General features: G+C 63.2%; 13 protein-coding genes. 8 read left to right on the top strand and 5 right to left on the bottom strand.

Translation table 11 applies throughout. The annotated features are described in order from the left end of the window. Nucleotides 1-88 precede the first annotated feature (88 nt). Nucleotides 89-1,711 (bottom strand): L,D-transpeptidase family protein, encoded by a 1,623-nt coding sequence (locus NO932_RS15690; RefSeq protein ID WP_309208255.1) that lies wholly within the window; start codon nt 1,709-1,711, stop codon nt 89-91. 190 nt (nt 1,712-1,901) lie between these two features. Then, entirely contained in the window at nt 1,902-3,386 is a 1,485-nt protein-coding gene (locus NO932_RS15685; RefSeq protein WP_309208254.1) for a sigma-54 dependent transcriptional regulator, read from the bottom strand. Between the two features lie 178 nt (nt 3,387-3,564). On the opposite strand from NO932_RS15685, the gene NO932_RS15680 reads away from it, so the two are divergent. The 8 genes from NO932_RS15680 to NO932_RS15645 all read left to right on the top strand — a co-directional run bounded on the left by NO932_RS15680 (nt 3,565) and on the right by NO932_RS15645 (nt 10,797). Continuing rightward, nucleotides 3,565-5,370 carry a M3 family oligoendopeptidase gene (locus NO932_RS15680; protein ID WP_309208253.1) on the top strand — a complete coding sequence of 602 codons (1,806 nt, stop codon included), beginning with the start codon at nt 3,565-3,567 and terminating at the stop codon, nt 5,368-5,370. A 44-nt stretch (nt 5,371-5,414) separates the two neighbouring features. Next, a complete protein-coding gene (locus NO932_RS15675) occupies nt 5,415-5,588 on the top strand; it encodes an aa3-type cytochrome c oxidase subunit IV (protein WP_309160092.1) in 174 nt (57 codons plus the stop codon). Between the two features lie 60 nt (nt 5,589-5,648). After that, nucleotides 5,649-7,106 (top strand): Re/Si-specific NAD(P)(+) transhydrogenase subunit alpha, encoded by a 1,458-nt coding sequence (locus NO932_RS15670; protein WP_309208251.1) that lies wholly within the window; start codon nt 5,649-5,651, stop codon nt 7,104-7,106. Next, nucleotides 7,106-7,405, top strand: a complete 300-nt coding sequence (locus NO932_RS15665) for a proton-translocating transhydrogenase family protein (RefSeq protein WP_309160094.1) — start codon at nt 7,106-7,108, stop codon at nt 7,403-7,405. Before NO932_RS15670 ends, NO932_RS15665 begins: the two co-directional genes overlap by 1 nt. Nucleotides 7,406-7,415: 10 nt before the next feature. Then, complete coding sequence (locus NO932_RS15660) at nt 7,416-8,819, top strand: NAD(P)(+) transhydrogenase (Re/Si-specific) subunit beta (protein ID WP_309211066.1); 1,404 nt, start codon at nt 7,416-7,418, stop codon at nt 8,817-8,819. Between the two features lie 129 nt (nt 8,820-8,948). Beyond that, a complete protein-coding gene (locus NO932_RS15655; protein WP_309208249.1) occupies nt 8,949-9,593 on the top strand; it encodes a DsbA family oxidoreductase in 645 nt (214 codons plus the stop codon). Nucleotides 9,594-9,647: 54 nt separating this feature from the next. Then, nucleotides 9,648-10,457 (top strand): alpha/beta hydrolase, encoded by an 810-nt coding sequence (locus tag NO932_RS15650; protein WP_309208247.1) that lies wholly within the window; start codon nt 9,648-9,650, stop codon nt 10,455-10,457. Nucleotide 10,458: 1 nt separating this feature from the next. Next, nucleotides 10,459-10,797: a hypothetical protein gene (locus tag NO932_RS15645; protein ID WP_309208246.1), complete on the top strand. Its 339-nt coding sequence runs from the start codon at nt 10,459-10,461 to the stop codon at nt 10,795-10,797. 209 nt (nt 10,798-11,006) lie between these two features. Here the strand turns inward: NO932_RS15645 and rpsU are convergent, their stop codons facing one another. The 3 genes from rpsU to purE form a co-directional block, all read right to left on the bottom strand. After that, entirely contained in the window at nt 11,007-11,228 is a 222-nt protein-coding gene (gene rpsU / locus NO932_RS15640) for a 30S ribosomal protein S21 (RefSeq protein WP_309163709.1), read from the bottom strand. 152 nt (nt 11,229-11,380) lie between these two features. Next, nucleotides 11,381-12,472, bottom strand: a complete 1,092-nt coding sequence (locus tag NO932_RS15635; RefSeq protein ID WP_309208244.1) for a 5-(carboxyamino)imidazole ribonucleotide synthase — start codon at nt 12,470-12,472, stop codon at nt 11,381-11,383. Further along, entirely contained in the window at nt 12,465-12,929 is a 465-nt protein-coding gene (purE, locus tag NO932_RS15630; protein ID WP_375142890.1) for a 5-(carboxyamino)imidazole ribonucleotide mutase, read from the bottom strand. The genes NO932_RS15635 and purE overlap by 8 nt, the downstream gene beginning before the upstream one ends. Between the last annotated feature and the right edge of the window lie 165 nt (nt 12,930-13,094).

The raw sequence follows: 13,094 nt of genomic DNA, 5'->3' as shown, positions 1-13,094 counted from the left end.
GGCCCGGAGACCCGCAAGGCCTCGCGCTGCTCGGCAGACGTGTAGCTCCACACCCGCTCCCGCATCGCGTCTCAAACCCGCAGCGAAATCACCTCTCCGCGTCCAGCCCCAGCATTTCGATCACCCGTTCATTGTGCCCGTAAAGATCGGCGAAGGATCGCACCGTGCCGTCTTCGCCCACCCGCAGCGTGAAATAGGCCATGTGCACGGGTACGTGCCGGTCCATGTTGAACCAGCGTTCGCTGCCGCCCAGCGTTGTTTCAAGCGATGCGACGGTGATGTCGGGCTCGAATTCGAGCAGCGCATCGGCAAAGCCGAACGGATCCTGCACCCTGACGCAGCCATGGCTCAGCGCCCGCATGGAACGCTCGAAGAGGTAGGGCGCGTTGGTGTCGTGCAGATAGACATCGTGGCTGTTGGGAAAAAGGAATTTCACCTGCCCCAGCGCATTGGAAGTTCCCGGCTTCTGGCGCACGCGGAACATCGATGGGCTGGCCCGCGACCAATCCACCATCCAGGGGTCGATGGCGTTGCCCTGGTAGAGCAGTTCCATGTTCTGGCTGGCGATATAGTTGGGGTTGCGCGCCACCTGCGGGAAAATCTCCGCCCGCAGGATCGAGGAGGGCACGTTCCAATAGGGATTGGTCACCACGTGCCGGATATTGTCAGAAAACAGCGGCGTCTGGTTTTCCGCCGTCCCCACGATCACCCGCGTGCCCCACACCGACTGGCCGTCGCGATTCACGTCGAGCCGGAACTCGGGAATATTGACGAAAACGTTGAACGCGCCCAGATCCTCGGGCATCCAACGCCAACGCTCCATATTGGCGACGATGTCGGCGCGCGAGGCTCCGCCCGCGCCGTTGATGGCGGCAACCGTCGCCGGGCCCACCACCCCGTCCGGGTTGAGGCCCATTTCGGCCTGGAAGGCTTCGACGGCGGCGGCCAGCGCCTCGTCATAGATCGCCGGGTCGCCACCGGGCGCCAGGGGCACGTCCATGCGCTCGCGCAGCATGGGCACGCGCAGGTCGGTCATGCCGATCTTGATGAGCTTGCCGTCCCCGATCTTGGGCAGGTCCTCGATTTCGCCGGCATAGTGGTCGGCCAGCAATTCACGCAGGGCGACGAATTCGGGATGGGTGGGGTGATAGCCCATGAGCACTGCGGCCGGGTCCGAGGCCTCGGCCACTGCCGCGAACAGTTCAGCTTCATCGACGCTCTTGGGCGCGACATCGACGAAATCGGACACGGTGCGCGGATCGAGCCGGCCGGAATGGGCATCGTTGGCATAGCGCAGGATGGCGGCCGAAAATTCCGCTTCGAGCGCGGCAAACGCGTCCGGGCTGTCCGCCGCCGCCAGATCGAGCCCCTCGGTCAGATAATCCGAAGGCTCCAGGCCCTCAAGATGGGCTTCCCTGAACAGGGCGACGATCTCCTCGGCCGCGTCGGAAAAGGCGATGCCGTCATCGGTCTTGGTCAGCCAGAGTGGTTCGAAATGCCGGGCGCCGTAAAAATAATAGAGCCGGTCGGCATCGGCCTGCTCCCGGCTGCCAGGGGCAGCTTCGGCCATGGCGGCGCGCAGCCCGTCGCGAATGCTTGTTGCGAGTTCGGTCCTGGGCGGCGCGATCAGGATGCGCGTGGCCTCCACGCCGTTGACCATGACCGTTTCGTAGGCCAGGGCGCTCGAACCCAGAAGTGAGAGAGACGCCACGGCTCCCAAAAGGAGCCCTTTGAACCGCAAGCTCAAACCGTTCACCATGCCGCACCAAGCCCTTCGCGCGTCCGTACGCCTTTCAGGCGAATCTTTGATCCGCGCGTATTGGATAAATTTTATCTCTCCTGCTGAGTCCCGCAAGCGAGGTGCCGTCGGCGTGATCGGCAATCCCCCGATATTGCAGCTTTCAGGCAACATCTTGCGCTCCCATGCCTTCGAGCCCGTATTCCTTGAGCTTGCGGTAAAGGGTCGAGCGCCCGATGCCCAATTGCCGCGCCACCTGCGCCATGCGTCCGGCATTGTGGTCGATGGCAAAGGCGATCAGCTCGCGTTCGATCTCGACCAGCGGCAGCAGGTTGCCCGCACCGTCGAGGAACCGGTCGGGGACCGGTGCAGGCGTCGGGTCGGGAAGGCGCGGCAGGGGCGGGGCATTGTCGATGTGGATAGGCTGGGCCGGCGTAAAGCCGCCGCTTTCGGCCCGCGCAGCCTCCCGTCCCTTTTCGGCGACGAGAATCTGGGGAAAATCATCGGGCTGCAGCACCGGGCTTTCGGCCAGCACCACGGCGCGGAAGATGGCGTTCTCCAATTGCCTTATATTGCCGGGCCAGTCATGGCCCATGAGCATATCGAGCGCATCGGATGAAATCGTCGCCACTCGCCGGCCTTCCTCGGCCGCGAACCGGGCGATGAAGTGGTCGACAAGCCCGGGTATGTCGTCCTTCCTCTCGCGCAGTGGCGGCAGGTAGATGGGAAAGACGTTGAGCCGGTAGTAAAGATCCTCGCGGAACGACCCCTCGCGCGCCAGGTTCAAAAGCCGCCGGTTGGTCGCCGAAATCACCCGCACATTGACCTTGACCGGCCGCGCCGCGCCCACCGGTTCGATTTCGCCCTCCTGGAGCGCCCGCAACAGTTTCACCTGCGTTTCGAGCGGCAGTTCCCCCACCTCGTCGAGAAACAGCGTTCCATTGTGCGCCTCGCGGAATTTCCCCGGCGCATCGGCGATCGCCCCGGTAAAGGCGCCGCGCACATGCCCGAACAGGGTGGATTCCACCAGATTGGCGGGAATGGCCCCGCAATTGACGGTGACGAACGGCTTGCCGGCCCGCTCGCCCGATCCCTGGATGGCGCGGGCCAGCAATTCCTTGCCGGTTCCCGATTCCCCTTCGATCAGAACGGGAATGGTGCTCGCCGCCGCCTTCTTGCCCAAGGTCATGGTGCGGGCCATGGCCGGACTTTTGGTGACGATATGGGCAAAGGAGAAATTACCGTCCTTGCGCGCCCGCTCGGCCTTCAAACTCGATTCGAGCGTTCCGAGCTTTAGGGCATTGCGCAGGGAAATGGTGATCCGCTCGGGCGCCACGGGCTTGACGAAGAAGTCGACCGCCCCCAGCCGCATGGCCGAGATCACCGTGTCGAGCGAGGTTTGTGCCGTCTGGACGATGACCGGAATGGCGATTCCGTCGCGCTTTAGCGCTTCGAGCACGCTCATCCCGTCCATTTCCGGCATCACCATATCGAGGATCATCGCCCCGATGCCGTAGGTCTTGCGCAGGACATCGAGCGCCTCGGCTCCCGAATGCACGGCCAGAGGGGTGAACCCGGCCTTTGCGACCACTTCCGAAGTCAGACGAGATTGAACCGGATCATCGTCGACGATCAGAACCTTGTGCATTAGGGACGCTCACTCCAACACGACCACTCAGGCTCCCGGCGGCAAGAATCGCCGGGTGTGCCGATTTGGGTCAGGCTAGGCCCGATCCTTTAACAGGGCTTTAAGCAAGCTCGCCTTGGCAGGGGATGGACGCCCCGATAAGGTGCGCGCCAAAACCGACACGAAGCGGAGTACCTCCATGTCCTCTCCCGCCCCGCAATCGACCCACAACCAGTTCGGCCAGCTCCCCGAATGGGATCTTTCCGATCTCTATCCCGGCGTTGCCTCGGACGAACTCAAGGCCGACCTTGCGTTCCTCGACACCGAGACCAGGGCGTTCGAGGCCGACTACAAGGGCAAGCTCGAAGCTCTCGCTCGCGAGGGGAAACTGGTCGAGGCGGTCAGGCGCTACGAAAAGCTCGACGAGGTCATGGGGCGGCTGGGCTCGTTCGCCTATCTCAACTACGCGCAGAACACCGGCGATGGCGATCGGGTCAAATTCCTCGGCGACACCCAGGACAAGCTGACCAACCTTTCGACCCGCGTGCTGTTCTTTACCCTCGAGATCAACCGTATCGACGACGCGGTGCTCGATGCCGCGTTCGAAGCGAGCGCCGATCTCGCCCGCTACCGTCCCTGGTTCACCGAATTGCGCAAGGCGCGGCCCTACCAGCTCGAGGACCGGGTGGAAGAGCTGTTCCACGACAAATACGTCACCGGCCACGCCGCCTGGAACCGCCTGTTCGACGAGACCATGGCCAGCCTTTCCTTCGATGTCGCCGGCGAGACGTTGGGGCTCGAGCAGACCCTCAATTTGCTCTCGGACAAAAAGGAAGAAAAGCGCTCGGCCGCTTTCGGCGCGCTCACCAAGACGCTCTCGGAAAACAAGAAGCTCTTTGCCCACATCACCAATGTGATGGCCAAGGACAAGGAAATCTCCGACCGCTGGCGCGGCTACAAGGACGTCGCCGACAGCCGCCACCTTGCCAATTCGGTGGAGCGCGAAGTCGTCGACGCGCTGGAGAAATCGGTCCGCGAAGCCTATCCGCGCCTTTCGCACCGTTATTACCAGATGAAGGCGAAATGGTTCGGCAAGGACCAGCTCGACGCCTGGGACCGCAACGCCCCGCTCCCCACCTCCGACGACCGCATCTTCGATTGGGACACGGCCAGGACCACCGTGCTCGACGCCTATGGCCGCTTCTCGCCCAGGCTGGTCGAAGTCGCCCAGCCCTTTTTCGACAGCGGATGGATCGACGCGGCGGTCAAGCCCAACAAGGCGCCGGGCGCCTTCGCGCATCCCACCGTCACCACGGCCCATCCATACCTCATGCTCAACTATATGGGCCGCACCCGCGACGTCATGACGCTGGCCCATGAGCTCGGTCATGGAGTTCATCAACGCCTTGCCGCTCAACAAGGCGAACTCATGGCTTCAACACCACTAACACTGGCTGAAACCGCCAGTGTTTTCGGGGAGATGTTGACGTTCCGCGCCATCCTGGACGCCACCACCGACCCCCGCCAGCGCTTCGCTCTGATCGCCTCGAAAATCGAGGACATGCTCAACACCGTCGTGCGGCAGATCTCGTTCTATACGCTCGAGCGCAAGATCCACCTCGCGCGCCGGGAAGGCGAGCTAAGGCCCGAGGAAATCGATGCTTTTTGGATGGAAGTCTCCACCGAAAGCCTCGGTCCGGGCATCCGGCTGAACGAGGGCTATGAAGTTCTCTGGAGCTATATCGGCCACTTCATCCACGCCCCGTTCTACGTCTATGCCTATGCTTTCGGCGATTGCCTTGTGAACTCGCTTTACGCACAGTATGAAAAGTCCAGCGAGGGTTTCGCCGAAAAGTATTTCGAGATGCTCAGCGCCGGCGGATCGAAACACCATTCCGAGCTTCTGGCACCGTTCGGGCTGGACGCCCGCGACCCGCAATTCTGGTCGCTGGGGCTGTCCATGATCGAAAGACTCATTGACGAACTCGAACAAACGCAGCCCTAACAAGGGCATTCAGGGTCCAAATCTCAAATCAGGGGAAAGCCGCAATGGCCGAAAACCAGGTCGCAACCTTTTCGAACGAACCGATCTCCGACGCCGAAAAGGCCAAGGAATTCGAAGAGCATACCAAGACCTATGCAGGATTTCTCGCCGGCACCAAGTGGACGGTCATCGCCACTGTCGCCATCCTGGTCGTTCTGTATCTCGTCTTTGTCGTTTAAGCCGGTCGCCCTGGGGGGCTGGCCGACACATCTTGCAGGCCACTAAGAGGCAAGGGTTTCATGAAAATTGCCATATTGCGCGAGCGCGCGGGGGGAGAAACCCGCGTAGCCGCGACGCCGGAAACGATCGCCAAGCTCATCGGGCTGGGCGCATCGGTCAGCGTCGAATCAGGGGCAGGGGAAGCGTCGCGCATCCTCGACCAGCACTATAAGGACGCCGGAGCGAGCGTCGAAACGACCGCAGCGGCCGCCGTCAAAGGCGCCGACGTCATTCTCGCCGTGCGCCGTCCGGACGTTGCGGCGCTGGCCGGCGCCGCCAAGGGCGCGCTCGTTCTCGCCATCGCCGATCCCTATGGCAACGAGGCGGCGCTTGCCGCGCTCGCCAAGGCCGGGCTGTCGGTGTTCGCCATGGAACTGATGCCGCGCATCACGCGCGCTCAGGTCATGGACGTGCTTTCGAGCCAGGCCAACCTCGCCGGTTACCAGGCCGTCATCGAAGCCTCGATGGTCTATGACCGCGCGCTGCCCATGATGATGACCGCCGCCGGCACCGTCCGCGCCGCCAAGGTGTTCGTCATGGGCGCCGGCGTTGCAGGCCTGCAGGCCATCGCCACCGCCAAGCGCTTGGGCGCCGCCGTTTCGGCCACAGACGTGCGCGCCGCCGCAGGCGAGCAGGTGGAATCTCTGGGCGCCAAATTCATCATGACCGATGCGCTCAAAGATGCCTCGGGCACCGGTGGTTATGCGCGCGAACTCACCAAGGAAGAGCAGGCCGCACAGGCCGAACTCGTCGCCGGGCACATTGCCAAGCAGGATATCGTGGTCACCACCGCGCTGATCCCCGGCCGCCCCGCGCCCAAGCTCATCACCAAGGCGATGGTCGAATCCATGGCTCCGGGCTCGGTGATCGTCGATCTTGCCGCCGAGCGCGGTGGCAATGTGGAACTCACGGTTCCGGGCCAGACGATCGTCCACAACAACGTGACGATCATCGGCACCCTCAATCTGCAGGGCAAGATCGCGGCCACCGCTTCCCAGCTCTATGCCAAGAACCTCTTGGCCTTCCTTGACACCATGGTCGACAAGGAAGCCAAGAGCTTGAAGGTCAATTGGGATGACGAACTGGTCAAGGCCACGCTTCTGACCCGCGACGGCGCCGTCGTGCACCCCAATTTTGCCACCGCAGCCGAAGCGGCTCCTGCCGTCGCGGCGCCCGCCGACAAGGCCGAAGCCAAGGCGCCAGCCAAGACCGGTACAGCGCGCAAAACGGCCGCCAAATCCACTACGGCCGCCGCGCCCAGAACTGCAACCGCCAAGGTCCCTGCCAAAAAGGGCACCACGGGCAAGGCCGCTGCCGCCAAGGTCGCCACGGCCGGCGCCGTCGAGGTGCCCGCCAAAAAGGCGCCGGCCCGCAGAACCACCAAGGCCGCTGCGGACACCACTGAAGCTGCAGCAAAGCCCGCAGCCAAAAAGCCTGCCGCCAAGAAGCCGGCAGCCAAAAAGGATGGAGGTCAGTAATGGTCGGCGTCGATAGTTTCTTTTTCTTCCTCTCGATCTTCGTCCTGGCGATCTTCGTGGGCTACTATGTCGTCTGGTCGGTCACCCCGGCTCTTCACACCCCGCTCATGGCGGTTACCAACGCCATCTCCTCGGTCATCGTGGTCGGCGCGCTCCTTGCGGTCGGCGTTTCGCTGGTCGGCGATACCGGCCCGGCCCGCTGGTTCGGGTTCATCGCGTTGATCCTGGCGTCGGTGAACATTTTCGGCGGGTTCCTCGTCACCCAGCGCATGCTGGCGATGTACAAGAAGAAGGGCTGATCCAACCATGATCTCTGCAAATATCGCGGCCCTCGCTTATCTCATTGCCGGGTCCCTGTTCATCCTCGCCCTGCGCGGGCTTTCTTCGCCGGTCACTGCCCGGCGCGGCAACTACATGGGCATGGTGGGCATGGCGATCGCCATCGTCACCACGCTCGCCATCGCCGCCCCCACCGATCCCTTCGCCTGGGTGCTGATCATCGGTGGTCTGGCCATCGGTGGCGGCATCGGTGCGTTCATCGCCCGCGGCGTGCCTATGACGGCCATGCCGCAGCTCGTCGCCGCCTTCCACTCGCTGGTCGGTCTTGCTGCCGTCTTCGTCGCGGCCGCCGCGCTCTATGCGCCGGAAGCCTTCGGCATCGGCACCCCCGGTCACATCCACGCCCAGGCGCTTATCGAAATGAGCATCGGCGCCGCCATCGGTGCCTTCACCTTCACCGGTTCGGTCATCGCGTTCGCCAAGCTCGATGGCCGCATGTCGGGCAAGCCGATCCTGTTGCCGGCCCGGCACCTGATCCATCTTGCCGTCGGCATCGCGATCATCGCTCTGGTCTGGTACTTCACCGTCACCGCCGATCCGCTCGCCTTCTGGGGCATCGTCGTTTTGGCTCTCGTCCTGGGCGGCCTGATGATCATCCCGATCGGGGGCGCCGACATGCCAGTCGTGGTCTCCATGCTCAACTCCTATTCGGGCTGGGCCGCCGCCGGCATCGGCTTTACGCTGGGCAACACCGCGCTGATCATCACCGGCGCGCTGGTCGGCTCCTCGGGCGCGATCCTTTCATACATCATGTGCAAGGCGATGAACCGCTCGTTCATCTCGGTCATCCTTGGCGGCTTTGGTGGCGATGATGCCGCCGCTGCCTCAGGCGATGTGGAAGAACGTCCGGTCAAGCAAGGTTCTGCCGAAGACGCCGCCTTCATCATGCAGAACGCGTCCAAGGTCATTATCGTCCCCGGCTACGGCATGGCCGTGGCCCAGGCTCAGCACGCCCTGCGTGAAATGGCCGACGAACTCAAGGCCGCCGGCGTTGATGTCTCCTACGCCATCCACCCGGTCGCCGGCCGCATGCCCGGGCACATGAACGTGCTCCTGGCCGAAGCCAACGTGCCTTACGACGAAGTGTTCGAACTCGAGGACATCAACTCCGAGTTCTCCCAGGCCGACGTGGCCTTCGTCATCGGCGCCAACGACGTCACCAACCCTGCCGCCAAGACCGACAAGACGTCGCCGATCTACGGCATGCCGGTCCTCGACGTCGAAAAGGCCGGTACGGTGCTGTTCATCAAGCGCGGCATGGCCGCCGGCTATGCGGGCGTGCAGAACGAGCTGTTCTTCCGCGACAACACCATGATGCTGTTCGGCGACGCCAAGAAGGTCACCGAAGCCATCGTGAAATCGATGAACCACTGAGTTTGCTCAGAAGCTGATCGTGGAGGGCCCGGGGGAAATCCCGGGCCTTTTTCGTTCCAGTTACACCGCTGTGCGTACTTGCCGCTTTGTGCCTGGGTGTCCATCTTGAGCCCAACAGAAAGGCTCTCCATGACCAGATCCATCCGCATCGACCTGTTCACCGATATTGTCTGCCCCTGGTGCCTCATCGGCACCGCGCGCCTCGATCAGGCGCTGGCGACGCTTCCCGATGATGTCGAGGTCGAAGTGCTGCACCATCCCTTCCTCCTCGATCCGACCACCCCTGAAGAAGGGCAGAACACCAGGGAGCGCCTCTCGGCCAAATATGGCGGCGATATCGATGCCATGCAGGCGCGTGTGCAGTCGGTTGCTCGCGATGCCGGCGTACCGCTTGACATGAGCGTTCAGCCCATGAGCTATCCCACGATCAAGCCGCACACGCTGATCCGCTCGGCGGCGCCCGAGCAGCAATACCCGCTGGCCAAGGCCTTCGCCGCCGCGTATTTCCTCGAAGGCAAGAACATCACCGACAACGACCTCCTTGCCGATATTGCCGCCCAGCGCGGTTTCGACCGTGATGCCGCGCTGGTTTTGATCGCCGATGAGAACGAAAACGATACCACCAGGGCCATGGCGCTTTCGGCCAGCCAGCAGGGCATCAACGGCGTGCCGTTCTTCATCTTCAATAACCAGTTCGCCATTTCCGGCGGTCAACCGCTGGAGGTCTTCCAGCGCGCCTTCCGCGTGGCGCTTGGCGAGGAAGCGCTGAACTAGACGAAGCTTTCCCCCGGCGGTATCAGAAAAGCAGATGCTGTCGGGAGGACATTCATGCTCAAAAAGATCGTCATCGGCGTCCTCGCCTTCATCGTCGTGGTCTATGGCGGGCTGGTCGCCTATCTTTACGTCAATCAGCGCGCCTTCTTCTTCAGTCCGGCAGGCGAGACCTTCGACCCCGCCGCCATCGGGCTCGATGCCGAAATCGTCACCATTCCCACGACCAATGAGGAGGTGATCACCGGCTGGTATGCCCCGCCGGCCGACGATGCCCTCCCGGCCATCCTCTATCTCAAGGGCAATACGGGAAGCTTTTCCGCCGAGCACGAGCGCTTCACCGCCTTCACCCAAGCCGGGTACGGCTTCCTCTCGGTCGACTATCGCGGCTTCCCGCTCTCGCCCGGCGAAATTACCCAGGATCATATCCTCGCCGACGCGCTCGCCGCCTTCGATTGGCTGGCCGAGCGGGAGCAGCATATCGCCATCTGGGGCCGCTCTCTGGGTGCCTCGCCTGCCGTCTGGGTCGCGAGCCAACGGCAAGCCGACGCGCTGCTTTTGGAAACCCCTTTCTATTCCGCCGTCAACGTCGCCGCCGAGCGTTATCCGTTCATCCCCGTCGCCTGGCTAATGCTTGACCAGTTCCGCTCCAATGACTGGATCGGCGCCGTCGAGGAGACTGTATTCGTTGCCCATGGCACCGCCGATCAGACTGTCAGCGTCGGCAATGGCGAGCGGCTTTTCGAGGAGGTCCCGAACCCTTATGATCTGTGGATCGAGGAGGGCGCCGACCACTCCGATCTCTGGGCACGGGGCATATGGGAGCGGGCGCAGGCGTTCTTTTCGGAGGCGGAGCAGGGAGGCTGAGATGCCGAAATTTCTCGCAATCTACACCGGAACGGCCAGCGCGACAGAAAAGGCGCAGGCCGAGGGCACGATCGACAAAGCGGCGGGTATGAAAGCCTGGGGCGAGTGGATGGAAACCCACGCCGCCTCCGTCGTCGATCCCGGCGGCCCGCTGGGCAGGACCAAGAAGATTTCCCCCGACGGCATCGCCGACATCACCAACACTGCGGCCGCCTACATCATCGTCGAGGCCGATAGCCATCAGGCGGCGGCCGAGATGTTCCGAGGCCACGCCCATTTCACCAAGTTCCCGGGCGAGGGCGTCGAAGTGATGCCGATCCTCGACATGCCCGAGATGTAGCGGACGAGATCAGCCCGCCTTTAACCGCGCGATTGTCGCCAGTTCGTGGCGTGCGCCCGTTCGGTTGCGGATTGTCGGGGCATGCCCGACAGCGACGAAGGAGGGCGGGGCCTCTCGCAAGCTCCACGTAGCGTTCCACGTCCGCAAACAAAAACGCCGCCCTTGCGGGACGGCGTTTCTTGCAAATACGTTCTTGTCGAACAAGAAGCTTAGCGACGGCCGGCTGCAACACCAGCTTCGCGCTGTGCGCGCTTACGAGCCAGCTTGCGGGCCCGGCGAATTGCCTCGGCCTTCTGGCGCGCCTTCTTTTCGGAAGGCTTCTCGTAATAGTTGCGCAGCTTCATCTCGCGAAACACACCTTCGCGCTGCAACTTCTTCTTCAGCGCCCGGAGCGCCTGATCGACATTGTTATCGCGAACGACTACTTGCACGCGGAACACCCGCCCTTTCGGTTAGAGAACTCGGTTGAAAATCAAGCGACAAAGGCCAATAGCACTTTGGCGCCGACCAGCACGTGCCGGTCACCGTGGCCGCGCTAGTTACCAGAAGAGTCGGGCGTTGTCCACTGGGGCGACCTAAAAACCTAAGGTTTCGGCACCTTCACGATATTGAGGTGCCCCATTTTGCGCCCCGGTCGGGCTTCGGTCTTGCCATAGACGTGCGGTTGCACCCCGGTGACCGAGCGTCCGGCGGTCGCATTGATTTCCTCGCCGATCAAATTCTCCATCACCACATCGGCCAACCGGGTGGTGTTCCCCAGCGGCCAGCCAAGAATGGCGCGGATGTGGTTTTCGAATTGGTCGGTGACGCACACCGCCTGGGTCCAGTGCCCCGAATTGTGCACCCGCGGTGCGATTTCGTTGACGAGGATTTCCGGCTCATCGCCGTCGGCAACGAGGAAGAACTCGACCCCCATCGTCCCCACATAGCCCAACTCGGCAGCGATCTGCCCGGCAATCCCGCCCGCCTTGTCGGCCGCCCGCCCCGAGATTGATGCCGGCAGTGTGGAGGTTTTGAGGATATGATCCTTATGGACGTTCTCGGCTGGGTCATAGGTCACCACAACCCCGTCGGCCCCGCGCACGACGATCACCGAGATTTCCTTTTGGAACGCCATGAAGCCCTCGAGCACCAGGTCCACCCCCGAGAGCGCGGCGAATGCGGCCTCGGCGTCCTCTGGGGTGCGGATGGTGCGCTGGCCCTTGCCGTCATAGCCCAGCCGCGTGGTCTTGAGCACCGCCGGCAGGCCGATCTCGGCGATGGCGGCGTCGAGATCGGCACGGCTGTTGATCGCGCGATAGGGCGCGACCGCAATTCCTGCGCGGGTCAGAAACCCCTTCTCGGCCAACCGGTCCTGGCTGACCTCCAGCGCTTTGGGGCCGGGGTAGAGCGGAACGTTCTCGGCAATCACCTTGGCGGTTGCCAGCGGCACGTTCTCGAACTCGTAGGTGACGACATCGACCGCGCCCGCAAAAGCCCGGAGCGCCGCCACGTCGTCATAGCCCGCCACCGTCTTGTGGGGCGTCACCTCGAAAGCGGGGCTGTTCTCGTCGGGGCAGAAGATGTGAGTGCGCATGCCCAATTGGCTGGCCGCCAGGGAAAGCATGCGCCCAAGCTGTCCGCCACCCAGGATGCCGATGCGCGTGCCGGGAAGCAGGGGAGTGATTTCAGTCATCGTCCTTGGGAAACTCCGCAACCAGATTGGTCTGCCGCTCGCGCCATTCGGCCAGCCGGGCGGCCAGTTCCTCGTCGGCCAGCGAAAGGATGGAAGCGGCGAGCAGCGCCGCGTTGATCGCTCCGGCCTTGCCGATGGCGAGCGTGCCCACCGGCACCCCGCCCGGCATCTGAACGATGGAGAGCAGGCTATCCTGCCCATGCAGCGCCTTGCTCTCGACCGGTACGCCGAGCACCGGCAGTGTCGTCATGGAGGCGATCATGCCCGGAAGGTGTGCGGCTCCGCCGGCGCCGGCGATCACCACCTTGAAGCCCTCGTCCCGCGCACTGGTAGCGAAATCGACCATGCGCAGCGGGGTGCGGTGCGCCGAAACGATCCGCGCTTCATAATCGACCCGGAGCGCCTCGAGCGTTTCGGCGGCAAAGCGCATGGTGGGCCAGTCCGACTGGCTGCCCATGACGATGGCAATGGGGGGAGATGAAACCAAGAGCCTGTCCCTCAGTGCGGCTAAAGCGTGGCTGTAGCCGAAAACCCCACCCCGTTCAAGGCGTGAGCCAACCATCGCGCTGGAACAAATCCGAGCCTCGGCACGTTCTGGCTCCAGGCCCGGAGGGGGTCTTTG

The organism is Pelagibacterium sp. 26DY04 (assembly GCF_031202305.1).
GTDB lineage: Bacteria > Pseudomonadota > Alphaproteobacteria > Rhizobiales > Devosiaceae > Pelagibacterium.
The sequence above is the reverse complement of the archived record's forward strand: the minus strand, read 5'-3'. Positions and strand labels throughout refer to the sequence as shown.